This is a genomic window from Paraburkholderia sp. D15 (assembly GCF_029910215.1).
In the GTDB taxonomy this organism is placed as follows: domain Bacteria; phylum Pseudomonadota; class Gammaproteobacteria; order Burkholderiales; family Burkholderiaceae; genus Paraburkholderia.
In genome coordinates, this window is sequence record NZ_CP110395.1 from 578,529 (window position 1) to 602,630 (window position 24,102).

The 24,102-nt window shown below is 65.1% G+C and carries 20 protein-coding genes; 10 read left to right on the plus strand and 10 right to left on the minus strand.

Going from position 1 to position 24,102, the window contains the following annotated elements; translation table 11 throughout:
* Positions 1-6: 6 nt before the first annotated feature.
* Complete coding sequence (locus LFL96_RS02505; RefSeq protein ID WP_280997662.1) at positions 7-627, minus strand: glutathione S-transferase; 621 nt, start codon at positions 625-627, stop codon at positions 7-9.
* 157 nt (positions 628-784) lie between these two features.
* On the opposite strand from LFL96_RS02505, the gene LFL96_RS02510 reads away from it, so the two are divergent.
* Together LFL96_RS02510 and LFL96_RS02515 are read left to right on the plus strand one after the other, a co-directional pair.
* Positions 785-1,717 carry a LysR substrate-binding domain-containing protein gene (locus tag LFL96_RS02510; protein WP_280997664.1) on the plus strand — a complete coding sequence of 311 codons (933 nt, stop codon included), beginning with the start codon at positions 785-787 and terminating at the stop codon, positions 1,715-1,717.
* A gap of 262 nt (positions 1,718-1,979) precedes the next feature.
* Positions 1,980-2,312 (plus strand): DUF4148 domain-containing protein, encoded by a 333-nt coding sequence (locus LFL96_RS02515; protein WP_280997666.1) that lies wholly within the window; start codon positions 1,980-1,982, stop codon positions 2,310-2,312.
* Positions 2,313-2,496: 184 nt separating this feature from the next.
* Here the strand turns inward: LFL96_RS02515 and LFL96_RS02520 are convergent, their stop codons facing one another.
* Complete coding sequence (locus LFL96_RS02520) at positions 2,497-2,892, minus strand: acyl-CoA thioesterase (protein ID WP_280997668.1); 396 nt, start codon at positions 2,890-2,892, stop codon at positions 2,497-2,499.
* A 337-nt stretch (positions 2,893-3,229) separates the two neighbouring features.
* Between LFL96_RS02520 and LFL96_RS02525 the strand changes: the two genes are divergently transcribed.
* Positions 3,230-5,128 carry an ABC transporter ATP-binding protein/permease gene (locus tag LFL96_RS02525; RefSeq protein WP_280997670.1) on the plus strand — a complete coding sequence of 633 codons (1,899 nt, stop codon included), beginning with the start codon at positions 3,230-3,232 and terminating at the stop codon, positions 5,126-5,128.
* 38 nt (positions 5,129-5,166) lie between these two features.
* On the opposite strand, the gene murU is transcribed toward LFL96_RS02525, so the two are convergent.
* Together murU and LFL96_RS02535 are read right to left on the minus strand one after the other, a co-directional pair.
* Positions 5,167-5,883, minus strand: coding sequence for an N-acetylmuramate alpha-1-phosphate uridylyltransferase MurU (murU, locus tag LFL96_RS02530; RefSeq protein WP_280997672.1), 717 nt, complete (start codon positions 5,881-5,883; stop codon positions 5,167-5,169).
* Between the two features lie 3 nt (positions 5,884-5,886).
* Positions 5,887-6,954 carry a phosphotransferase gene (locus tag LFL96_RS02535; protein WP_280997673.1) on the minus strand — a complete coding sequence of 356 codons (1,068 nt, stop codon included), beginning with the start codon at positions 6,952-6,954 and terminating at the stop codon, positions 5,887-5,889.
* Between the two features lie 222 nt (positions 6,955-7,176).
* Here LFL96_RS02535 and LFL96_RS02540 point away from each other — a divergent pair, with 222 nt between their 5' ends.
* From LFL96_RS02540 to rsmA, 4 genes are all read left to right on the plus strand, one after another.
* On the plus strand, positions 7,177-9,543 hold the full coding sequence (locus LFL96_RS02540; RefSeq protein ID WP_280997674.1) for an LPS-assembly protein LptD: 2,367 nt from the start codon (positions 7,177-7,179) through the stop codon (positions 9,541-9,543).
* An 83-nt stretch (positions 9,544-9,626) separates the two neighbouring features.
* Positions 9,627-10,991, plus strand: a complete 1,365-nt coding sequence (locus LFL96_RS02545; protein WP_280997675.1) for a peptidylprolyl isomerase — start codon at positions 9,627-9,629, stop codon at positions 10,989-10,991.
* A 5-nt stretch (positions 10,992-10,996) separates the two neighbouring features.
* On the plus strand, positions 10,997-12,001 hold the full coding sequence (gene pdxA, locus LFL96_RS02550; protein WP_280997676.1) for a 4-hydroxythreonine-4-phosphate dehydrogenase PdxA: 1,005 nt from the start codon (positions 10,997-10,999) through the stop codon (positions 11,999-12,001).
* Between the two features lie 131 nt (positions 12,002-12,132).
* Positions 12,133-12,963, plus strand: coding sequence for a 16S rRNA (adenine(1518)-N(6)/adenine(1519)-N(6))-dimethyltransferase RsmA (rsmA, locus tag LFL96_RS02555; RefSeq protein WP_280997677.1), 831 nt, complete (start codon positions 12,133-12,135; stop codon positions 12,961-12,963).
* Positions 12,964-13,007: 44 nt separating this feature from the next.
* On the opposite strand, the gene LFL96_RS02560 is transcribed toward rsmA, so the two are convergent.
* Positions 13,008-13,949, minus strand: a complete 942-nt coding sequence (locus LFL96_RS02560) for a DMT family transporter (RefSeq protein ID WP_280997679.1) — start codon at positions 13,947-13,949, stop codon at positions 13,008-13,010.
* Between the two features lie 286 nt (positions 13,950-14,235).
* Between LFL96_RS02560 and LFL96_RS02565 the strand changes: the two genes are divergently transcribed.
* Entirely contained in the window at positions 14,236-15,390 is a 1,155-nt protein-coding gene (locus LFL96_RS02565; protein WP_280997681.1) for a porin, read from the plus strand.
* A 28-nt stretch (positions 15,391-15,418) separates the two neighbouring features.
* On the opposite strand, the gene LFL96_RS02570 is transcribed toward LFL96_RS02565, so the two are convergent.
* Positions 15,419-18,427, minus strand: coding sequence for an autotransporter outer membrane beta-barrel domain-containing protein (locus LFL96_RS02570; RefSeq protein WP_280997687.1), 3,009 nt, complete (start codon positions 18,425-18,427; stop codon positions 15,419-15,421).
* 242 nt (positions 18,428-18,669) lie between these two features.
* Here LFL96_RS02570 and gloA point away from each other — a divergent pair, with 242 nt between their 5' ends.
* Both gloA and LFL96_RS02580 read left to right on the plus strand, forming a co-directional pair.
* On the plus strand, positions 18,670-19,056 hold the full coding sequence (gloA, locus tag LFL96_RS02575; RefSeq protein WP_280997689.1) for a lactoylglutathione lyase: 387 nt from the start codon (positions 18,670-18,672) through the stop codon (positions 19,054-19,056).
* Between the two features lie 25 nt (positions 19,057-19,081).
* Positions 19,082-19,483 (plus strand): hypothetical protein, encoded by a 402-nt coding sequence (locus tag LFL96_RS02580; protein ID WP_280997691.1) that lies wholly within the window; start codon positions 19,082-19,084, stop codon positions 19,481-19,483.
* Between the two features lie 165 nt (positions 19,484-19,648).
* Here the strand turns inward: LFL96_RS02580 and LFL96_RS02585 are convergent, their stop codons facing one another.
* From LFL96_RS02585 to glyS, 4 genes are read right to left on the minus strand one after another with little or no spacing between them, the layout of a single operon-like run.
* Positions 19,649-20,590 carry a SprT family zinc-dependent metalloprotease gene (locus tag LFL96_RS02585; RefSeq protein WP_280997693.1) on the minus strand — a complete coding sequence of 314 codons (942 nt, stop codon included), beginning with the start codon at positions 20,588-20,590 and terminating at the stop codon, positions 19,649-19,651.
* A 44-nt stretch (positions 20,591-20,634) separates the two neighbouring features.
* Positions 20,635-21,393, minus strand: a complete 759-nt coding sequence (locus tag LFL96_RS02590; RefSeq protein ID WP_280997695.1) for a lysophospholipid acyltransferase family protein — start codon at positions 21,391-21,393, stop codon at positions 20,635-20,637.
* A gap of 40 nt (positions 21,394-21,433) precedes the next feature.
* Positions 21,434-21,988 carry a D-glycero-beta-D-manno-heptose 1,7-bisphosphate 7-phosphatase gene (gene gmhB / locus LFL96_RS02595; protein ID WP_280997697.1) on the minus strand — a complete coding sequence of 185 codons (555 nt, stop codon included), beginning with the start codon at positions 21,986-21,988 and terminating at the stop codon, positions 21,434-21,436.
* 10 nt (positions 21,989-21,998) lie between these two features.
* Positions 21,999-24,095, minus strand: a complete 2,097-nt coding sequence (gene glyS / locus LFL96_RS02600; protein WP_280997699.1) for a glycine--tRNA ligase subunit beta — start codon at positions 24,093-24,095, stop codon at positions 21,999-22,001.
* Between the last annotated feature and the right edge of the window lie 7 nt (positions 24,096-24,102).

A 24,102-nucleotide genomic window follows, 5' to 3' on the forward strand; every position in this document is an offset into this window, starting at 1 on the left:
GCTACCTCACACCGGCGGCGTGTCCACGAAAAGCGGCGACGCTTCCGCCAGCGCTGAAAACGCTTTCAGGTGCGGATACGCGTCCTGATCGACGATCTCCGGCAACATCAACTGCGTGAAGCGCCACGCGACCGCCACGGTGATGTCGGCCGCGTCGAAGCGATCCGGATTGGCGGGCGCGGATGCGGCGGCGAGTGCGCGTTCGAGTTCGTCATACGCGGCGAACAACTGCGAGCGCACCCGCTCGATCCACGGTTCATGCTGTTTTTCCGCCGGCCGCAGATTGCGTTCGTAGACGATCTGCACGGTCTTTTCGCTGGCGGCCAGCGCGAGGCCGGTGAGATAGGCGGCGCGCAACGCGGCGTCCGGTTGCGTCGGAAACAGTTGCTGTTGCCGGTCCGCGCCGGCCAGCGTCGCTGCGTATTGAAGAATGGCGCTCGAATCCATCACGACCAGGCCGTTGTCGGCGATCAGCGTCGGTGCTTTCACGACCGGGTTGATCTTCCTGAACTGCTCGTAGGTGCTGAACACCGAAACCGACTCGTGTTCGAAGTCGAGCTTCAGCCATTTGAGGCAGATGGCGACCCGGCGCACATAGGGCGAGTCGAGCATACCGATCAGTTTCATCACATTCCCGTTAGAAGTTCTATCATCGCGCGCCGCGATCCGCTGTGCTGGGGCTGTGCAACGCCTTCGCGGTGCGGCGCTTCCACGCGATAGATTAAGCATCTCCGTGCGCAAGAAAAAGCGACATTAATCGACGGTTTACGTCAGAATTTCTTACATGAAACCTATTCCGCCTCTGACCGCGCTGCGCTGCTTCGAGGCTGTCGCCCGTCTGGGCGGCGTCACGCTGGCCGCGCGCGAACTGCATGTCACGCATTCGGCGGTGAGCCAGCAGATCAAGGTGCTGGAAGAGAGCATGGGCGTCGCGCTGTTCGTGCGCGAGGCGCGCGGCTTGCGGCTCACCGAGGAAGGCCGCCTTTACGCGCTCGACATCCGTACCGCACTGCGCGACATCACCGAGGCGACCCGCCGCGCGCAGGCGCGTCCGCAGGAAAGCGAACTGGTGGTCGCGACCCTGCCGTCGTTCGCGCAGCACTGGCTCGTGCCGCGTCTGCCCAGCTTCCGCGACGCGCATCCGTACTACCGGGTGCGTCTGCTGACCAGTCTGCGTGTCGAGGATCTGCGCGAGGGCGCGTGCGATGTCGCCATCCGCATGGGGCAGGGGCATTGGCCCGACGTTGCGCAGCAGAAACTGTTCGACGACGACATCGTCGCGGTCGCGGCGCCGCATTTCGCGTTGGCGCCGAACGGGCGCTTTCCCGTCAGCGCCGAAGACGTGCTCGCCTGTCCGCTGATTGCCAGCCCGGATACGCCGTGGGGCGACTGGTGCCGCGCGGCGCAGGTGGCGGAGCCGGCGGAGTCGGCCGTGGTGCTGTCGGCCAACGACTCGAACATCGTGATCGGCGCGGTGCGGATGGGGCAGGGCATCGCGCTCGAACGGCTCAGTCTGGTCGGGCCCGCGCTCGCGCGTGGCGAACTCATGCAGATCACCGATATCCGCGTGCCTTACCGATACCCGTACTGGCTCGTGTGGCAACAGCGCGAAATCCTCAGCCTGAGGCAGCAGCATTTCGCGCAGTGGATCGAAGGCGAGGTCGACGCGTATCTGCGCGAGAACGTTTCCGCTGTATCGCCGATTCGCGCGCTCTAGCCCCGTCGTGGTGCGTGGAAAGCGGTTTGCGGACGGCGTGCGGTCGGCTATATTCGGGATTCCCATCGCGTGCTGTGCTGGGAGAAGCAAGCACCAAACTTCGGTATCAAGCTTCGACACCGAATTTCGACGAAACCTCGATCGATTCACTGGCGTCGCGCCCGCTTGCTCGCTGTCCGTTTTCGCCTTCGCTGTTCGCTGCCTTTTCCCGGAGCCCGGGCGTTGCGCCGTCGCATGATTGCCAACTCGACTGGAGAGAACAATGACTGCTTCACCTGCAAGGAAACTGGCTGTACTGCTCGCATCGGTGGTGCTGAGCGTGGCGTGTGCCGCACCGGCGTTCGCGCAGAGCGGCGGAGGCGGCGGCGCGGCGGGCGACGATTCGGATGCGGCCAAGCCGACGGCCGCGTCGAAGGTGACGACCACCAAGGCACAGCGCAAGGCCGCGCGCAAACAGGCACGCGCGAAGAAGAACGCCGAGCTGAAGAAGCTGGAAGCGAACGGCTACAACCCGTCGCGTAACGATCCGAACTATCCGACCGATCTGCAGAACGCTCAGAAGAAAGCCGCGGCGGGGGCGGCGGCGAGTCAGTGAGCGAGGTGGGTTAGCGGGCAGCATCGCCACTTGATTACGTGAAGCGCGGAGGTCGAGCGGAACGTAGGGCGGTGAAATGCAAACGAGGCGCCCAGGCGCCTCGTTTTCTTTTGAGCCCGTGTTTTCAGGCTCGAATGCGTGTACCGGATGTCGCGATTCAGTGGCTCGGCGACTCCCGCTCAACTCACTCCAGTACCGGCAACGCGCGCGGACGACGATCGGTATCGGTCGCCACATACGTCAGCAACGCCTCCGTCACCTTCACGACTTCCTCGGTCAGGCTCATACGTTGCGCGTAAACCTCGACCGACACCGTGACCGACGTCTTGCCCGTCTTGACGATATCCGCGTAAAAACTCAGCAGATCGCCGACGAACACCGGCTGCTTGAACACGAACGAATTGACCGCAATGGTCGCGACCCGGCCGTTGGCGCGGCGGCTCGCCGGAATCGAACCGGCAATGTCCACCTGCGCCATGATCCAGCCGCCGAACACGTCGCCGTGGACGTTCGCATCCGACGGTTGCGGCACGACGCGCAGCGCGCAGGATTTTTGCGGGAGTTGAAGAAGATCGGACATGGGACACCCTTGGGGAAACGGATTGAGCTCGGTCGGCTCGACTGGCAGGCGCGGGAGTTCACGTGCCATGGTGCGGGCCGGACCCGCTCACGCGGGTTATACGGCAACACCGCGGCACGACAGCCAGGCTACGCGGTCCCTTCACGACCGGCGACCGGACTGCCCATGGAAAGCGGCGCCAGCCGGCTTCTGCGACAATAGAAAGATCAGGAATTGTACGGGAAAGCGCCCAGCCGGGCGCGCGCGACAAAAAGCGGTGAGCCGGTAAGCCGGTCCGCGATGCTCGCGCGCGCCGCTGCGAACTCCGGCTATTCCACCTTTTCCCCAGCCGATCTCCATGCGCCGCACGCCCTCGTCCGAACCGTCTCCCATTTCCACCCAGCCGCGCAACGACTGGCAGACCATTCTGTCGCTGCTGCCGTACCTCGCCACGTACAAATGGCGCGTCGTGTTCGCGCTGAGCTGTCTGGTCGGCGCGAAGGTCGCCAATCTCGGCGTGCCGATCGTGATGAAGCGGATCGTCGACAGTCTGTCGTCCGTCCAGCATCTCACCGCGCTCGGCCGGGCGCACGATTCGCCGGCCATCGTGCTGCTCGGCGGCGTCGGACTGCTGGTGGTCGCGTACGCGGTGGTGCGGCTATCCACGTCGCTGTTCACCGAGCTGCGCGAGATCCTGTTCGCGAAGGTGACCGAGAGCGCGGTGCGGCAACTGGCGCTGAAGGTGTTCCGTCATCTGCATGCGCTGTCGTTGCGGTTTCACCTCGAACGGCAGACCGGCGGCATGTCGCGCGACATCGAACGCGGCACGCGCGGCATCACGCAACTGATTTCCTATTCGCTCTACAGCATTCTGCCGACGCTGGTCGAAGTCGGCCTCGTGCTCGGCTTTTTCGTCGTCAAGTACGAGTGGTATTACGCGGTGGTCACGTTCATCGCGTTGGCGGTGTACATCGTGTTCACGGTGAAAGTCACCGAGTGGCGCACGCATTTCCGCCGCACCATGAACGATCTCGATTCGAAGGCGAACTCGCGCGCGATCGATTCGCTGCTCAACTACGAGACCGTCAAATACTTCGGCAACGAGGAATGGGAGGCGGGCCGTTACGACGAAAACCTGAAGCGCTATCGCACGGCCGCGATCAAGTCGCAGCGTTCGCTGTCGGCGCTGAACTTCGGTCAGCAGGCGATCATCGGCACGGGGCTCGTGTTCATTCTGTGGCGCGCCACGCAAGGCGTGATGGCCGGGCGGCTCACGCTCGGCGATCTGGTGCTGATCAACACATTCATGTTGCAGCTGTACATTCCGCTGAATTTCCTCGGCGTGGTGTATCGCGAGTTGAAGCAGAGTCTCACCGACATGGACCGCATGTTCACGCTGCTCGGCGCCGCCCAGGAAGTGCCCGACCGCGAAGGCGCACCGGCGTTGCAGGTGAAGGGCGCGAAGGTGCGCTTCGAGCAGGTGAATTTCGCGTACGAACCGGCGCGTCAGATTCTGCACGACGTGAGCTTCACGATTCCGGCAGGCACCACGACCGCGGTGGTCGGTCATAGCGGCTCGGGCAAATCGACGCTCGCGCGGCTACTGTTCCGCTTCTACGATCTGGACCGCGCGGCGGGCGGCGCGATCACCATCGATGGTCAGGATATTCGTGACGTCACGCAGGATTCGCTGCGAGCGTCGATCGGGATCGTGCCGCAGGATACGGTGCTGTTCAACGATTCGATCTACTACAACATCGCGTACGGCCGGCCTTCGGCGACGCGCGACGAAGTGATCGCGGCGGCGCGCGCCGCGCATATCCACGATTTCATCGAGGCGCTGCCCAAGGGTTACGACACGCCGGTCGGCGAGCGCGGGCTGAAGCTCTCGGGTGGCGAGAAGCAGCGCGTGGCGATTGCGCGGACCATTCTGAAGAACCCGCCGATTTTGCTGTTCGACGAAGCGACCTCGGCGCTCGATTCACGCTCCGAGCGCGCGATCCAGCACGAACTCGACCAGATCGCCCGCGAGCGCACCACGCTGATCATCGCGCACCGGCTGTCGACGGTGGTGCACGCGCAGCAGATCATCGTGATGGACAAGGGGCGTATCGTCGAGCGCGGCACGCACGCGGAACTGCTGCGCGCCGATGGACTGTTCGCTCAGATGTGGGCGTTGCAGCAGCAACGCGCGGCGCAGGCGCCGCAAGCGCCTGAAGCGGCGGATACAGCGAATACGGAGAGTACGGGGCGCTAGGTCAGGCCGCTAGTCAGGCCACTGGTCGGGCCACTAATTCAGGCGCCGCGCCTCAACCGCAGATCCAGTTCGCCAAGCTGCGCGGCGGTGCCGACGTTCTCCCACAAGCCCTCGTACAACTCCCCGCTCGCGAGCCCGCGCGAAATCGTCTCGCGGTAATACGGCGACAGCGCGCGCCGCGTGCCGCGCGGCAGATCGCGGAACATCCGCGTGTCGTACAGGCCGATGCTGCCGAACGTCACACGCGGCTGCGCGTCGAGAGACAGCACGCCATCCACGAGACCGAAGTCGCCGTTCGGATGAAACGGCGGATTCGGCACCATCACCAGATGCATGCCCGGCTCGGGCAGCGCGGCGAGCCGCTCGGCGGGCGCGTGCAGCGCCGTGTAGTCGAAGTCCGAGTACACGTCGCCGGCCACCGCGACGAACACTTCGCCCTGAGCTTCGTCTTCCAGCAGCGGCAGCGCCTGCGCGATGCCGCCCGCGGTTTCCAGCGCTTCATGCTCGGCGGAGTAGCGCAACGCGACCTGCCAGCGCGAACCGTCGCCGAGCGCGGCTTCGATCCGCTCGCCAAGCCACGCGTGATTGATCACGATGGTGCGAAAACCCGCCTGCGCGAGCCGCTCGATCTGCCACACGATCAACGGTTTGCCGCCGGCTTCGAGCAAGGGCTTCGGACACGTGTCGGTCAGCGGACGCATGCGCTCGCCGCGGCCCGCGGCGAAAATCATCGCTTTCTTCAAGGGCATCGTCATCGGTCAGAAGGTGTAGCCGACTTCGTTTGCGCGGCCTTCGAGGTCGTCGAGCAGCTTCGCGAACGGACGCAGCGGCGCATAGCGCTCGGCCACCTTGCGCGCGTAACCGATGAAGCGCGGCAGGTCGTTCATGTAGTGCGCCTTGCCGTCGCGGTAGTGGATCCGGCAGAACAGACCCAATACCTTGATGTGGCGTTGCAGGCCCATCCATTCGATCTGGCGGTAGAACTCGCCGAAGTCGGGATCGACCGGCAGACCGGCTTTCCTCGCGCGTTCCCAGTAGTAGACGAAGCAGTCCAGCTCGAACTCTTCGTCCCAGCCGAGGAACGCGTCGCGCAGCAGCGACGCGACGTCGTAGGTGATCGGGCCGTACACCGCGTCCTGAAAGTCGAGCACGCCGGGATTCGGCGCGGCGATCATCAGATTGCGCGGCATGAAATCGCGCAGCATGAACACCTGCGGTTGCGCGCGTGCGCTCGCGATCAGCAGCGCGAACGTGCGATCGAGCAGGCCGCGCGTGGTCTCGTCGACCTCGCGGCCCAGATGGCGGCCGATGAACCACTCCGGCATCAGCTCCATCTCGCGGCGCAGGAACGCTTCGTCGAACGGCGGCAGCATGTCTTCGCGCGAAGTCAGTTGCCAGCGGATCAACGCGTCGAGCGCATCGCGCATCAACGTGCGGGCCCGACGCGGGTCGTCGCCGCGTTGCGCTTCGGTCAGCGCGTCGAGATACGACGCGGTACCGAGATCGGTGACCAGCATGAAGCCGGCGTCGACATCCACTTCCAGCACGCGTGGCACATGCACGCCGGCGGCGTCGAGCAGTTGCGCGACCTGCGCGAATTCGCGGCATTTCTCAGGTGGCGGAGCATCGACGGCGATCAGGGTACCGGCCGCACTGTCTTCCGCCGCCTTACCGGCAAGCCGGAAATAGCGGCGGAAACTGGCGTCGGACGAAGCCGGTACGAGGGTGTCGAGCTCGAGCGCATAGCGGCCGGCGTGGCCGTGCAGCCAGGCTTTGAGCAGGTCGAGGCGAGTGTCTTGCGTGTCTTGGGAAGGGGGCAGCGTCATGAAAACCGGCGGCAAATTCAGAGGGGCAACGTCTTGCCATATAATACCCCACGACTTTTTTGACGCGACTCACGCCAGCTTGAGCGTAGTGCGCTTCACCGCCCGCCTCACCGTTCGAATCATTGACAATCTTGATGCGCAGCCCACTGTCACGGTCGGGGTGCGCAGGCGGTGGATCGTGACTGCAGGAGCTGACGGACGGGCCGATTCGCCAAACGATACATGCCGCCTAGACAGCTTTCCCAAACCCCTTCCTCTTGTGCTGTAGTGCCGCGCAAAAGGCGGCTCGTCGCGGCGTTGCTCGCCGTTCCGGGCCTGATGCCCGCGCTTGCGCACGCCCAGCTGGTGGGGGAAGCCGCGCAGCCGCAACCAATCGATTCGACGTGGGGCATGCAGCTCGCGCCGCAGCTCGAGGAGCATCCGCTGCAACAGGGGCAGAAGCCGGCCACCTTCGTACTCGGCGACACGACCAGCGGCACGACCGACCAGGACCTGGCGGCCAAGGGTTCGGCCGAGGTGCGGCGCAATACGATGGTCATCAAGGCCGACGCGCTGCACTACGATCAGGACACGGACATGGCCGACGCATACGGCCAGGTCCACATCAACAACAACGGCAATACGTTCATCGGTCCCGAAGCGCACATGCGGCTCGATTCGAGCGAAGGTTTCATGACCGCGCCGAAGTACCACTTCAGTGTGACGGGCGGTTCGGGCAGCGCGCAGCGCGTCGATCTGCTCGACAACGAACGCTCGGTGTTCACCAAGGGCACCTACACGGCCTGCCAGTGCGCGGACAATCCGGCGTGGTACATCAAGGGCAGCGAGTTCGATTTCGACACCGGCGCGGACGAAGGCGTCGCCTATAACGGCGTGCTGTTCTTCCAGGGCGTGCCGGTGTTCGCCTCGCCGTGGCTGTCGTTTCCGCTGTCGGGCGAGCGGCGCAGCGGCATTCTGCCGCCCACGTTCTCGCTGAGTTCGTCGAACGGCTTCGAACTGTCGGTGCCGTACTACTTCAACATCGCACCGAATCGCGACCTGACGATCACGCCGCGGCTGATCTCGAAGCGTGGCGTGCAGTTGCAGTCGTCGTTCCGTTATCTGTCGCCCACGTATTCCGGCTCGATCACCGGTGAGTTCCTGCCCGACGACCGGCTGACGAAGACCAACCGCTACGCGCTGTACATCCAGCACAACCAGAACTTCGGCGACGGGTTCGGCGGCTACATCTACTACAACAAGGTCTCGGACAACACGTATCCGGAAGACCTGTCGTCGTCGGTCAGCCAGTTCATGAACGGCACCCAGCTCCTGTATCAGCAGGAAGCCGGGTTGACCTACAACAACGGCCCGTGGTCGGTGCTCGCGCGCGAGCAGCACTGGCAGACGCTGACGCCGTCGGTCGCGCCGTACGGCCGCGAACCGCAATTGAACGTGAAGTACGCGAAGTACAACGTCGGCGGTTTCGATTACGGCGCCGAGGCCGATTACTCGAATTTCCGCATCACGACGGCGGACACGACTCAAGGCCAGCGGGTCATGTTCAACCCGTACGTGTCGTATTCGGTGATCGGGCCGGGCTACTTCGTCACGCCGAAGGTGCAATGGCACTTCGCGCAGTACAACCTGAACAACATCAGTACCGACGTGCCGGTGGGCACGCCGAAGTACTTCACCGAATCGATCCCGACCTTCACGTTCGACACCGGACTGATCTTCGACCGTTCGGTGCGGATCTTCGGCGAGGATTACATCCAGACGCTGGAACCGCGTCTGTACTATGTGTACACGCCGTACCGCAATCAGGAATTCGCGCCGCTGTTCGATACCGCCGAGTCCGACTTCGGGCTCGCGGAAATCTTCTCGCCGAACACCTTCGTCGGTAACGACCGGATCGCCGACGCGAACCGCCTGACCGCCGCCATCACCACGCGCTTCATCAACCCGGCCACGGGCGACGAACGCGCGCGCTTCGTGATCGCGCAGCAGTACTACTTCCAGGACCAGCGCGTCACGCTGACGCCGACGCAAACCAGCACGCAGGCCACGCATTCGGACCTGATCGTGGGCGCCTCGCTCAAGCTCGGCGCCGGTTTCGCTTCGGAAACGGCGTTCCAATATAATGCCGACAACAACCAGTTGGTGAAGACGAGCGTCGGCTTCGGCTTCAGTCCGGCCACCGGCAAGGTGATCAACGTCGCGTACCGCTACACGCGCGCGAACACCACGCTGGACAACACGCCGATCAACCAGGTGCTGGTATCGGGGCAATGGCCGTTGAGCCATCGGGTGTACAGCGTCGCGCGCTTCAACTACGACCTGGGCGCCAAGCGCATCGTCGACGGCCTGGTAGGCCTGCAGTACGACGCCGACTGCTGGACGCTCGGCGCCGGGATCCAGCGCTACGCGAACGGTTTGAACACCACGGGTCAGAATCAGACCAGCACGCGGTTTCTCGCGCAGTTGACGTTCAAGGGTCTGGCGAGCGTCGACAATGGTCTGATGGCCGCGTTCCGCAACGGCGTGCAGGGCTATTCGCCGCCGCCGCCGCCGTTGCCGCCGCAGGCGCGTTTCACCAATTACGAATGACGCAGGTTCGGACGCGATCGTTGATAGCGTGCGTAGAGTACGAAAAGACGGGCCAACGCGTGCCCGACATCATTGGAGTATCTGTGGCAATCATGAAAAAGCTTCGCTTGGCAACGCTCACGGCTGGTCTTGCCGCCGTGGCGTCTTTCCTGTCGGTTGCGCCGGTTCAGGCGCAGGCGCTGGCCGGCGTCGGTAACGGCCAGACGGTCGATACCATTGCCGCGGTGGTCAACAACGGTGTCATCACGCAGCGCGAGCTCGACGATCGCATGGGACTGATCACGCGCCGGCTGAATCAGCAGAACGCGCCGGTCCCGCCGATGGACCAGTTGCGTCAGCAGGTGCTGAACCAGATGGTGCTCGAACGCATCCAGTTGCAGAAGGCGAAGGAAGACAACATCAATGTCGACGACGCCGCCGTGCAGAAAACGCTCGAACGGCTCGCGCAGTCGAACAACCTGCCGCTCGAGGTCTACCGCTCGCGGATCGAGGCGCAAGGCGTGCCTTGGGACACCTTCAAGAAAGACGCGCGCACCGAGCTCACGCTGTCGCGTCTGCGCGAGAAGGAAGTGGACAGCAAGATCGTGGTGTCGGACGCCGAGGTGGCGAACTACATCGCCAGTCAGCGCGGCCCGAACGCCGGCCTGACGAGCGATCTGCACATGCAGCACATTTTCCTGAAGGCGCCGCTGAACGCGTCGGAAACGGATATCGAAGCGGCGCAGAAGAAGGCTCAGGCCCTGCTTGCCGAAGCCAAGGGCGGCGCGAACTTCGAGAAGCTCGCGAAGGCCAATTCGCAGGCGCCGGATGCGTCCAAGGGTGGCGATACCGGCTACGTGCAGCCGTCGAAGCTGCCGCCTGAGTTCGTCAAGGCCGCGTCCTCGCTGCGTCCGGGCGAAATCAATCCGGACGTGATCCGCACCAACGACGGCTTCGAAGTCGTGCGTCTGGTCGATCGCCGCACGGGTCAAGGCAGCGCCTCGGACGCGCCGAAGCTCGTGCAGACGCACGTGCGCCACATCCTGCTGCGCGTCGGCGACGGCATGTCGGAGCCGCAGGCGCGTCAGAAGCTGCTGGAGATCAAGAACGAAATCGCCGCGGGCGGCGACTTCGCGAAGTTCGCACACACGTATTCGCAGGACGGCTCGTCGTCGCAAGGCGGCGATCTCGGCTGGATCAGCCCGGGCGAAACGGTGCCGGAATTCGAGCGCGCGATGAACAGCCTGCAGGACGGCCAGATCAGCGATCCGGTGCGCAGCGAGTACGGCTACCACCTGATCCAGGTGCTGGGCCGCCGCGACGCCGAAGGCTCGGTCGCACAGCAGATGGACCTCGCGCGCCAGGCGATCGGTCAGCGCAAGGCGGAACAGGCTTACGCCGACTGGCTGCGTGAGTTGCGCGACACCGCGTACGTGGAAGTGAAACCCACGCTGTCGAGCGCGCAGTAATCGTCATGACGAACGCCGCCCCGTCCAGCGCCGTGCACATCGCGATCACGACCGGCGAACCCGCCGGCGTCGGTCCCGAGTTGACCGTGCAGGCGCTCGCCGGCGCGGCGGCGCACTGGCCGCACGCGCAATTCACCGTGCTGGGCGACGCGGCGCTGCTCGCCGCGCGCGCGCGGGCGGTCGGCGTCGACTGGACCGCGTTGCAGGCGGACGGCAAACGCATCCGCGTGCAGCACCGGCCGCTCGGCGCGCCCGTGCAGGCAGGCAAGCTGGACGCCGCCAACGGCCGCTACGTGCTCGATCTGCTCGATAGCGCGATCGACGGCGCGGTGGCCGGCAGCTTCGACGCGATCGTCACTGCGCCGCTGCAAAAAAGCACCATCAACGATGCCGGTGTGCCGTTCACCGGCCACACCGAATACCTCGCCGAGCGCACGCACACGCCGCGCGTGGTGATGATGCTGGCGGGCACCGGCAAGCGGCCGCTGCGCGTCGCGCTCGCCACCACGCATCTGCCGCTCAAGGACGTGTCGGCGGCGTTGTCCGTCGAAGGCATCGTCGAGACGCTGCGTATCATCGATCACGATCTGCGACACCACTTCGGTTTGCCGGCGCCGCGCATCCTCGTGACGGGCCTCAATCCGCATGCGGGCGAAAACGGCTACCTGGGCCGCGAGGAAATCGAGGTCATCACGCCGGCGCTGAAACTCGCGAACGGGCAGGGCATCGACGCGCCGGGTCCGTATCCGGCCGACACGCTGTTCCAGCCGCGTTATCTGGATCAGGCCGACTGCGTGCTGGCCATGTTTCACGATCAGGGCCTGCCGGTGCTGAAGTACGCGACGTTCGGCGAAGGCATCAACGTCACGCTGGGCTTGCCGATCATCCGCACGTCGGTCGATCACGGCACCGCGCTGGATCTCGCGGGCACGGGCCGCGCCGACGCGGGCAGTCTGATCGCCGCGATCGAAACCGCGGTGTCGATGGCGCGGCATCGCCGCGCGGGTTGACCGATCTGGCGCCGGCGTAGTTTGCGCGGTTGAGCGCGTGCGCCGCCCGTTCTGACCGAGTGCGGCGGATATGACGCACGCGCCGCATATTCCCTTTCTTTAAGCAGTTCTCTTTCTTTAGCGTTTCTTCGATGTCCACCAGCAGACAGCAACAGGGCCGGCACCAAGGTCATATCGCGCGCAAGCGTTTCGGTCAGAACTTTCTGGTCGACCTGGGCGTGATCGATTCGATCGTCGACGTGATCCGGCCGCAGCGCGGCGAGCGCATGGTCGAGATCGGCCCCGGTCTCGGCGCGCTCACCGAGCCGCTGATCGAGCGTCTGGCGACGCCCGAGGCGCCGCTGCACGCGGTCGAGCTGGACCGCGACCTGATCGGCCGTCTGAAGACGAAATTCGGCGCGCTGCTCGAGCTGCACGCGGGCGACGCGCTCGCGTTCGATTTCGGTTCGCTCGCCGCGCCGGGCGACAAGCGCTCGCTGCGCATTGTCGGTAACCTGCCGTACAACATTTCGAGCCCGCTGCTGTTCCACCTCGCGACGTTCGCGCATTGCGTGATCGACCAGCATTTCATGCTGCAGAACGAAGTGGTGGAGCGGATGGTGGCGGAGCCGGGCAGCAAGGCCTTCAGCCGTCTCTCGGTGATGCTGCAATACCGCTATGTGATCGACAAGCAGCTCGACGTGCCGCCCGAGTCGTTCAACCCACCGCCGAAAGTCGATTCCGCGATCGTGCGAATGATTCCGTACGAGCCGCACGAACTGCCCGACGTGGACGAACGCGTGCTCGGCGACGTGGTGACGGCGGCGTTCTCGCAACGCCGCAAGATGTTGCGCAATACGCTGGCCGCGTTCCGCGACAAGGTGGATTTCGACGCGATCGGCTTCGACCTGCAGCGCCGCGCGGAGGACGTGCCGGTTGCCGAATACGTGCGCGTCGCGCAGATCGTCGCGGGGAACGGCTAACGGCTAACGGCTAACGGGCGGATAACGGTTAAGGGCAACGCATCCTAGCTGTTCACGGTCGCGCGCCGCGCCGGCGCGTTGACCAGCGCGATGCCCGCCAGCACCAGCAACGCGGCCATCAGAAAGCGCAAGCTGAACGACTCGCCGAGCAACAGCACACCGAAACTCACGCCGAACAGCGGCGTGAGAAACGAAAACACCGACAGGCGCGACGCGATATAGCGCGTCAACAGCCAGAACCACACCAGATAGCTGACGAACGCGACGATCACCGCCTGATACGCGAGGCTCAGCAACGCGAGCGGCGTCACCGTGTCGACGTGCGCCTGACCGAGTCCGGCCGCGAGCGCGAGCAGCACCACTGCCGACACCGCCAGTTGATAGAACAGCGTCTTGCTCGCGCTCGATTGCGCGAGTCGCGTGGCGCGCACCACCACCGTGGTCGCGGCCCAGGCGATGCCGGCCAGCACGCCGAGCGCGTCGCCGGCCGTGCCTTGCAACGTGGCGCCGTGCGCGCCGTGGCCATGCAGGAAGCCGTCCGCGAAGGCCAGCGCGATACCGGCAAACGCGACGACAATGCCGAGCCACTGGATGCGCCGCATCCGCTCACCGGCGACGAACCAGTGCAGACCGAGCGCGGTAAAACACGGCGCGGTGTAGAGAAACACGGCCATGCGCGACGCGCTGGTCAGCGTCAAGCCGAGAAAAATGCACACGAACTCCGCGGCGAACAGCACGCCCGCGAGCAGGCCGGCGCCGAGCGTGCCGTCGTCGCGAAACAGCGGCGTGCCGCGCGAGCGCGCCCAGCCCCACACCAGCAACGCGGCGACCGCCGAGCGCAAGCCCGCCTGAAAGACCGGCGGCAATGCCGCGTTGGTGCTTTTGATGGCGACCTGCTGGAAGCCCCAGATTGCGCACAGGCCGACCATCAGCAGGATCGCGTAGCTATCGGGGGCGCGGCGTGCGGGCAGGGCGGATGTGCTCATGAGGGGCGATCGGTTCGCGAAACGTTGAGAAATCTGAAACGCGGGCCGCTACCGGCATCCGGAAGATGCCGTTCCGGCCCGGGCCATACGATATCAAACCCGCCCCATCCCGCCCGCCGATGACCCCACCGCCTACGCGTGCTTCTTACAGGCTGCAAGCGTTTTGCGCGGATAACAACACTCGGCCGCGCGGGGTGGCGCGGCATTTTTTTGCCGTCATCGTTTCGCGCTAAGGTTCCACCACAAGCGTTTCGTCAGGAACGTCGCAAGGGTGCGAGGAGACGGCATGAACAGCGTACGCAGGTGGACGGCAGCGATGATGCCCGCGGCGCTTGCGTCGTTCGGCTGTCAGCTCGCGCAGGCACAATCGAGCGTGACCTTGTACGGCGTAGTCGACGAAAGCGTGCGCTATCTGACGCATGCGAATCTGGCCGGCGCTTCGTCGCTCGGACTCGGCAACGGCGGCATGACCGAGAGCCGCTGGGGGTTGAAGGGCGTCGAGGATATCGGTGGCGGCTGGTCGGTGTTCTTCAAGCTCGAAAACCGCTTCTATCTGAACAGCGGCCAGAGCGATCCCACCCTGCCGTTTTTCAACGAAGCGCAGATCGGCGTGCGGTCGACCTCGTATGGGCAGGTGATCGTCGGCAGGCAGTACAACGTGATGATCGAAGGCATCACCGTCGGCGGTTATGGCAGCAACGCGTGGATTCCGTACGACTTCAGCTTCCAGCCGGAAGTGACGATGACCGGCGGTATCTGGACCAGCAACCAGGTGCAGTATCAGGCGCGTTACGGCGGTTTCACCTTTGCGGCAGGTTATGCGCTCGGCGGCAATGCGGGCAATGCGTCGGGCAATGCGGCCGCCGCGGCTTCCACCGCGTATGGCAGCCAGATCGGCGCCGCGTTCGCGTATGGACCGGCGGGCGGTCCGTTCAGTCTTGGCGGCGCGTACGAGGCATCGAAGGATTCCGTCAACGGCGCGGCCGCGAAAGCATGGACGTTCGGCGGTTCGTACACGTGGAACCTGACGCGCTTCTCCGCGGGCTATATCGTCAATCAGAACGACGCGGGTTTTGCCAATTTCGCCAATGGGCCGTTCACCGCGCCCGCGCTGAATGCGCTGAAGTACACGGACTTCGCGCGGCGTCGCATGATCATGGGCGGCGTGACGCAGCAGGTCGGCAACGTCTGGCACTTCGCCGCGAACGTCTGGCGCACGTTGCAGGACGGCAAGACGCCGGCGCGCAACGGCTCGGCCTGGCAGTATCAACTGGTCGCCGATTACAACCTGTCGAAGCGCACGGATGTCTACGTGGAAGGCGATTACGCGATCTATCGCGGCGATCTGATCGGTGCGCAACTCCAGGGTGTGAATAGCGTCGGACTCGCGCAGAAGGGGACGCAACTCGGTTTGATGGCGGGCGTGCGGCATCAGTTTTGAAGCGGCGGGCCGATCACATTCGATCCCCTCACCACTTCCACCGTGCGCCCAGATCGCCCTCGACGCTTCTGCGCCGCTCGCCGTTCACGTTCGTCGTGTAACTCGCGTTGGCGAACACGCTGCCGTGCGTGCCCAGACGCGCGGCGACACCCGCGCCGATTTGCGCGGCCGTCGCGGCGACTTCGGATGGAATCACGGTCGTGCCCGCATACGTGACGCTGTCGGTGCCGCTGAAATAGCGCCACAGGTTCGCGCGCACATACGGTTGCCATTGCGCGTGGGCGCTCTCGAACGTGCCTTGCAGCCGCACGCCGAGGCGGCCTGTCAAGCCATCGGCCGCATGAAACGCGACGCTCGACACGCCGTCGTCGAAGGTGTCGATGGAAGTGTGCTGCCAGATCAACTGCATCTGCGGTTCGACGCGGAACCTGCCGCCGAGCGGAATCGGCAGGCCGGCTTCCAGCGAAGAACTCACGGCGTGCCCATGTGTGCTCGCGCCGATGCCTTCGTTCGACATCGGGTCAAGGGTCAGCGCGCTGCCGAGTATCACCGCGTCGGTGTACCAGCCGCCCGGACCGATGTGCGTCCAGTACGCGCCGGCGCTGTAGGCATCGATCGACACATGGCCGGCCGGCAGATCGGGAAAGCCGAGCGCAAAGCCGCTCACGTCGCCCTGCGCGCGAGCGAAGCCGAGGAAGAAGCCGTAGTGGTTGCGATGGCCGCTCGCGCTGCGATCCGCGTAGAGGTCGTGGCCGACCTGCACGCCGCCGAAGTCGCCGCTGAAGTCCGGGTTCGCGCCGCCGCTACTGCGCTGCGACGCATGCCCGCCCCACACGCGTGACCATGCAGCGGGCAGCGGGCCCGTTTCGTCGAGCAGCGATTGTTCGCCCTGCCGGTCGTGGAAGGTGCCGATCTGCGCGATGCCGAGTTCGCGCGTGAGCGCGGGGACGGCGGCATAGACGGGGACTTCCATCCGGTAGAGCGGGATGGGCGCGGCGCCCGACGGTGGCGGGGAAGGAAGGGCGGGTGTGCCGGGCGTGGCGGTGGGGCCGGCGGCGGAGCTGGGGGGCGGTGTGGGCGTCGGGGTTGGAGTTGGTGTTGGCGTCGGCGTCGGTGTGGGCGATGGAGCAGGCGTCGGTGTCGGTGTGGCCGCCAGACTCGATCGCAGATACCAGTTGTCCGCTGTACCCGGACTCACCCCACCCTTGAACAGATAGTAGGTGTACGCGCCCGCCACCAATGGGACCGGCAGCGTAAACGCACCAGTGGTGGTCGTCGCGCCGCTGGTGGCCTGTACGACGAGAATCCCGTCCGTCAGCGTGGCGGCGCCCGTGCCCCCGACATTGGTCACGCCCAGCGTCGTACTGCCCGAGCCGACGCCCTGCGCGATCACCAGCTTGCCGCTCGGCGAGCCATCGCCGGCGAGCACGCTCTGCAGCAGCAAACGCCCGTTGAGGCCCGTGTAATTGCCGTCGATCACCAACGCCGCCTGCGTACTCACGCCACCGTTGGTCAGATCGAGCGTCCCCCCGTTCTTCACGTTGACGAGCTGTCCCGCCACTGCCGGCGCGATCGTCAAGGCGCTGCTCAGGCCGCCCGCGAACAGCGTGCTGGTCGCATCGACATTGAGCGTGCCGGTCAGCGTGCCGCTGTCGCCGAGCGTGAGCCCCTGGGCGTCGAGCGTCAGACGGCTGCCGTTCGTCACGTTGACGGTTTCCCAATCGATGAAGCGGCTCACGTTGCTTGCCGACGTGTGATCGAAGGTCAGCAGGTCGGTGCCCGTGCCGCCGTCGAAGCTCGGCACGCCGCTCAGATTCGCGTCGGTGAGGTTGGTGAGCGTGGCGCTGTCGTTACCCGCACCGAGCCGCACGAAGCCCGTGACGGTGCCGCCGCTCCAGTTGAACGTGTCGTTGCCGGTGTCGGTCCAGATCGCGCGGCCGTTGCCGCCCGCAATCGTGCCGGTGTTGTTGATGACGATATCGAATGCGCCGATCGAGCTGATCGCCTGACTCGTCGCCGCCGTGATGCTGCCGCTGTTGTTGATCGTCGCGCCCGCGTTGGCGAAGGCGATCGCATTGACCTGGCCCGCGATCGTGCCGGCATTGTTGAACGTGCCACCGCCGTTGACCACCACCGCATTGGCCTGCTGACTGACGATGCTCGCGCCCGCGAGGTTGTTCAGCGTGACGTTGCCGCTCAGATAGACGCCGAGTCCGCCCACCCCGCGCGCGGTGATCGAGCCGCTGTTCGTGACGACGCCGGGCGTCGTATCGAGCGACACGATGCCGTGCGCGTCCGCGCCTGAAACATCGATCGTGCCGTGATTGGTCAGCACGTTATCGCCGGGACCGCCCGCCGCGTTGCCGTTCGCCAGCATGCCGTAGGCGCCGGCGCCGCTGGTGGCGATCGCGCCGTTGTTGACGAGCGTGTCGCCGTTCGTCAACGCCGCCATGCCGGGCGCGCTGTCGCCGCTCGTCGATAGCGTGCCGTTGTTGGTCAGCGTGCCGCCGCCGGTGCTCGACGCGTCGCGCAGGGCGGCCGCGTCATTGCCGGTGGTGTGGATCGTGCCGTTCGTGTCGTTGAGCATCGTGACGGCGGCCGCGCTGTTGAACATCGCGTCCGAGTCCACGCCGCTCGTCGTGATGTTGCCGCGATTGATCAGCAGGTTCTGACCGGCGCCGCCGCTTGCGCCCAGCGCGGCGACGCCGTAGAACGCGTCGCCGCTGCCGTTCAGGGTGCCGAGATTCGTGACCGTGCTGCCGTCGCGCACGAGAATGACGGTGCTGCCATTCACGGCGAGTTCCGCGCCGCTTTGCACGTTCACTGTAACGCCAGTGCTGCCGTTCGCCGCGGCGATGCCGGTGGTGAACGGATTCGGTGCGCCGTTCGTGCAGGAGACGGTTTGGCCGGTGATGGGTGCAGGATTGTTGCAGACCGCGAATGCAGGTTCGCAGGGCAACAGGATCGCAAATCCGATGGTGGACGACAGCGCCTCGAGCAAGCGGATAGGCGCATGTCCGGTGCATGCGTGACGCATAGGGTGGCCCTCCGGACGAACAGGTCGGGCCTTGTCTGCGGGGTCTGCCTGCTCTGGAACCGTCCCCTCGTCGGGTATGGCTGGACGGTTCAGGAAGAATGGTTCGTCAGACGAAATTAGTCAAATTACATTGCGCTCACCCCGCCGCGCGGATGCGCCGCCGCGTCCGCGCGCCGCTGCAGCGGCGCGTGATTCCGGGTACATTGACGGTCTCGTTTTTTTCACGCAACAGGGAGTGCACCATGCGCCTGCTACACACCATGCTTCGGGTCGGCGACCTGGATCGTTCGATCGCCTTCTACACCGAACTCCTCGGCATGAAACTGCTGCGCCGCGACGACTATCCGGACGGTAAATTCACGCTCGCCTTCGTGGGCTACACGGACGAGCGCGACGGCACCGTGCTCGAACTCACGCACAACTGGGACACGCCGTCCTACGACCTCGGCAGCGGTTTCGGCCATCTCGCCGTGGAAGTCGACGATGCGTACGCCGCGTGCGACAAGATCAAGGCACAAGGCGGCACGGTCGTGCGCGAAGCCGGCCCGATGAAGCATGGCACCACGGTGATCGCTTTCGTCACGGACCCGGACGGCTACAAGATCGAATTCATCCAGAAGAAAAAATGAAGTCGCGGCAACGCGAGATCGAGCGATGAATAACAACAGCAATCCCTACTTCCAGGAACTCGACGACATTCACGTCGAAATCGCCGCGCTGTTCGACGGCTCGGCGGACGAAGGCGCGTTGCAACGCATCATGGCGCGTTTCACGCCGCAGTTCACGCTGGTGATGACCTCGGGCAACGCGCTCGATTACGCTGGCACGCAGGCCATCTTCTCGACGCTGCGCGGCGCGCGGCCGGGCTCGCAGATCACGATCCGCGACATGGAGATGGTCGCCGAATACGCGACGGGCGCGGTGGTCAAATATCGCGAGTATCAACGCGACGGTGCGGGCAACGCGAACGTGCGGCGTTCGACGGCGGTGATGGAGATCGACGCGCAGGGCAAGGTGATGTGGCGTCATCTGCAGGAGACGTTCTGCCAGGAATGAGCGGCAGTGCGTGACTGGGCGACTGAGTTGCTGCGTTGTTGCAGCTCGAAGAAAAAAACCGGCGCTTCATCGTGAAGCGCCGGTTTCGTTTGGGGCGGTGAAAAAGCGCAAGGCTCGCGATAAGGGCGGTCGACAATTCAACAGCCCGCAGCCGGATCAGCGCCTCTACAACGTCGGCAGCAACTCCGGCGGATGCGACTTCAGCGTCTGCCGTGCCTCGCGGAATTCCGGAAAAATCGATTCCACCGTTTGCCAGAAGCGCGGACTGTGATTCATCTCTCGCAGATGCGCGAGTTCGTGCGCGACCACGTAATCGATGATGGACAGCGGAAAGTGAATCAGCCGCCAGTTCAGGCGGATCTTGCCGTCGCTCGAACAACTACCCCAGCGCGTGGCCGCCGCCGACAGCGCATACGCGCGGTAGTTGACGCCCAGCTTTTCCGAATAGATCGCCAGGCGCTCGCCGAACAGACGCTTTGCCTCGCCTTGCAGCCAGCCTTGCACGCGGTCCTTGATCTGCTGCGGATCGGCTTGCAGCGGCAACGGCAATTGCAGGATCGAATCGATCGCGTTGAAGTGCAGCGTGCCTTGTGGCGCGCCCAGTTGCACACGTACCGGCTGACCGAGATAAGGCAGTTCGGCGCCGTCTTTCCAGTCCACCTTCGGCAACGCGCGCTGTTCGACGCGTGTTTGCCACTCGATCAGCTTCGTGAAGATCCAGCGCTGCTTTTCGGTGATCGCGGTTTCGATATCGGCGAGCGTGACCCAACGTGGTGCGGTGATCGTCAGACCGGTGCTGTCGATGGCGAAACCGATCGAGCGGCGCGACGAACGTTTGAGTGCGTAATGCAGCGTGCGCGAACCGATCGTGAGGCTGCGCAGCTTGCTGCCATCCGGCGCGAGCAGGCCGGCGGACTGCGGCGCGTGAGGGGCGGCATGCGGCGAATGTGGTGTATGAGGTGAATGCGGCGCGGCGCCGGCGGAACCGGATGACGGCGCGGACGGTGAAGGCGACGACGACGTCGACCCCGGCTCGGCGAAGAGCGGGAGATCGAGTTGCCGGTTATCGAGCGCCGCGGCGGGTTGCGACGTAGGAGACTTCTGCATCGGATTCGGCTTCGCGCTAATACGCCTTCGAGGGCGTGGGCGCGTCAGATTGGTGCGGCGGCGGAATGATCTTCCGTCGCGCTGTACGCGGTGGGATCGATGCGACGCATTTCAGCTTCGATCCACTGTTCGACGCGCGCGTTCACTTCGTCGGGCGTGAGCCCCGTCGTGTCGATCGGCTTGCCGATCGACACTGTGACTATACCCGCATATTTCAGAAACGAGTTGCGCGGCCACAGACGTCCCGCGTTGTGCGCGATCGGTACGACCGGTGCGCCGGTCGCCACGGCAAAGCGTGCGCCACCGGTTTTGTATTTGCCCTGCGTGCCGGTGCGCGTGCGCGTGCCTTCCGGAAACATGATGACCCACGCGCCTTCGGCCATGCGCGTCTTGCCTTGCTTGATGACGGACTCGAACGCGTACTTGCCTTCCTTGCGATCGATGTGAACCATCTTCAGCAGACCGAGCGCCCAGCCGAAGAACGGCACATACAGCAACTCTCGCTTGAACACATAGCACAGCGGACGCGGCATCAATGCGGGAAACGCCAGCGTCTCCCATGCCGACTGATGCTTGGACAGCAGTACGGCCGGCCCATCGGGCAGATTCTCGAAACCTTCGATCCGGTAGCGGATGCCGTTCAGCCAGCGCACCACGTGGACCGTGCACGTGCACCAGCCCGCGGCCATCCAGTAGCGCTTGTCGGCGCGCATGAACGGAAACGCGATGAAGCACGCACAGGCGTACGGCACCGTGAACAGAATCAGATAGATCAGCAGCAGCAGGGAGCGAATGAAGCGCATCGGCGTGGTCGGTGAGGGATGGGGACGCGTGCGACGCGCGTCACTCTTGGGCGGCGGCGAGGAAGTCGAGCGCGAACGCGCGCAGATCGTCGTGCACGCGCGTGCCGTCGGGCAGTCCGCCGGCCGCGAGCGTCTTGCGGCCCTTGCCGGTCAGCACGAGATGCGTGGGATGACCGAGCGCCGCGCCCGCTTGCAGATCGCGCATCGCGTCGCCCACCACGGGCGTGTGTTGCGGATCGACCTCGAAGCGTTCGGCGATGAGTTTCAGCATGCCGGGCTTCGGCTTGCGGCATTCGCAATGATCTTCCGCCGTGTGCGGGCAGAAGAACACGGCGTCGATCCGCCCGCCGACCGCCGCCGCCATGCGATGCATCTTCAGATGCATCGCGTTGAGCGCGTTCATGTCGAACAGACCGCGGCCGATGCCCGACTGATTCGTCGCGATCGCCACGCGGTAGCCGGCCTGGTTCAGACGCGCGATCGCTTCGAGCGAACCGGGCAGCGCGACCCACTCGTCCGGCGACTTGATGAACGCGTCGGAATCGACGTTGATCACGCCGTCGCGGTCGAGGATCACCACTTTTTTGGTCGGCATGGCGCGGGGCTCAGGCGGCGAGTCGGGAAATGTCGGCGACGCAGTTCATCTGCTGATGCAGTGCGCCGAGCAAGGCCAGACGGTTGGCGCGCAACGCCGGATCGTCGGCGTTGACCATCACGTCGTTGAAGAACGTGTCGACCGGTTCGCGCAACGCGGCGAGCGCGCTCAGCGCGCCCGTGTAGTCGCGCGCGGCGAGTTGCGATTGCACGCGCGGCGCGACCTGTTCGAGTTGCGCATGCAGCGCCTTTTCCGCCGCTTCGATCAGCAGCGTGACCTGCACGCCGCCGCCGACCGCGCCTTCCGATTTCTTCAGGATGTTCGAGATGCGCTTGTTGGCGGCGGCGAGCGAAGCCGCTTCCGGCAGCGACGCGAATTCGCGCACCGCATCCAGACGCGCGACGATGTCGTCCAGACGCGTGGGATTCAACGCCAGCACCGCGTCGATTTCGCCGGCTGCATAGCCGCGTTCGCGCAGCAGACCGCGCAGACGGTCCATGCTGAAATCGTAAATGGCCTGCGTCGAATCGGCGACGTTCGGCACCGCGGCGAATTGCGCGTAAGCGGCGCGCAGCAGTTCGACGAAATCGACCGGCAGTTGTTTCTCGACCAGAATGCGCAGCACGCCGAGCGCGTGACGGCGCAGCGCGAACGGGTCTTTTTCGCCGGTGGGCTGCAGTCCGATGCCCCAGATGCCGACCAGCGTCTCGAGCTTGTCGGCCAGCGCGACGACCGTGCCGGTCGCGGTGGCGGGCAGCGCGTCGCCGGAGAAGCGCGGCTGATAGTGTTCCGAACACGCGAGCGCGACTTCTTCCGGTTCGCCGTCGTGGCGCGCGTAGTACGTGCCCATCGTGCCTTGCAGCTCGGGGAATTCGCCGACCATGTCGGTGATCAGATCGGCCTTGGCGAGACGCGCGGCGCGCTGCGCGAGCGCGACGTCGGCGCCGACCAGCCCGGCGATCGCGCCGGCCAGGCCTTCGACCCGCTCGACGCGTTGCAGCGCCGAACCCAGCTTGTTGTGATACACGACGTTCGCGAGCAGCGGCACGCGGTCGGCCAGCGGCTTCTTCTTGTCCTGCTCGAAGAAGAACTTCGCGTCGGCCAGACGCGGACGCACGACGCGCTCGTTACCTTCGACGATATCGCCCGGCGTGGCCGTTTCGATATTCGACACGATCAGGAAGCGCGAACGCAGCTTGCCGTTCGTGTCCGTCAGCGCGAAATACTTCTGGTTGGTCTGCATGGTGAGGATCAGACATTCCTGCGGCACTTGCAGGAATTCGTCCTCGAAGCGGCAGGCGTACACCACCGGCCATTCGACCAGCGAGGTCACTTCGTCGAGCAGCGACTCGGGCATCACCACCTGGTCGCCGTCGGCTTGCGCGAGCAGATGCGTGCGGATGGTTTCCTTGCGATCCGCGAAGCTCGCGACCACGCGGCCCTTGTGCAGCAGCGTGTCCGCGTACGCATCGGCGTGCTGGATCTGCACGAAGCCTTCGGACAGGAAGCGGTGGCCGAGCGTGGTGTCGTCGGCGTCGATGCCGAGCGCGCTGACCGGCACCACCTGGTCGCCGTGCAGCACGGTCAGGCGCTGGGCCGGACGCACGAACTGCACGTTGGTGCCGTCCGGACGCTGATAGGTCATGACCTTCGGGATCGGCAGTTTGGCGAGGGCTTCCTCGAGCGCGGCCTGCAAGCCGTCGGCGAGCGTCGCGCCGGGCGCGGCGTAGCGCAGGAAGAACGCTTCGGCCTTACCGTCCTGCGCGCGCTCCAGGTCGTTCACCGAAAAATCGGGGAAGCCGAGCGCGGCGAGTTTCTTCGCGAGCGGCGCGGTGGGCTGGCCGTCTTTATCCAGCGCGACCGACACCGGCAGCACTTTTTCGCGGACGTGTTTTTCCGGCGCGACCGCGCGCACGTTCTTGATGGCGACGGCGAGGCGGCGCGGCGTCGCATAGCGTTCGAACGACAGGTCGCCTTCGATCAGATCGCGCGCCGCGAGGCGCTGCGCGATGCCTTCGGCGAATGCGTCGCCGAGACGCGCGAGGGCTTTCGGCGGCAGTTCTTCGGTCAGCAGCTCGACGAGCAGGGTAGCTTGATGGGATTGCATGTGTTGA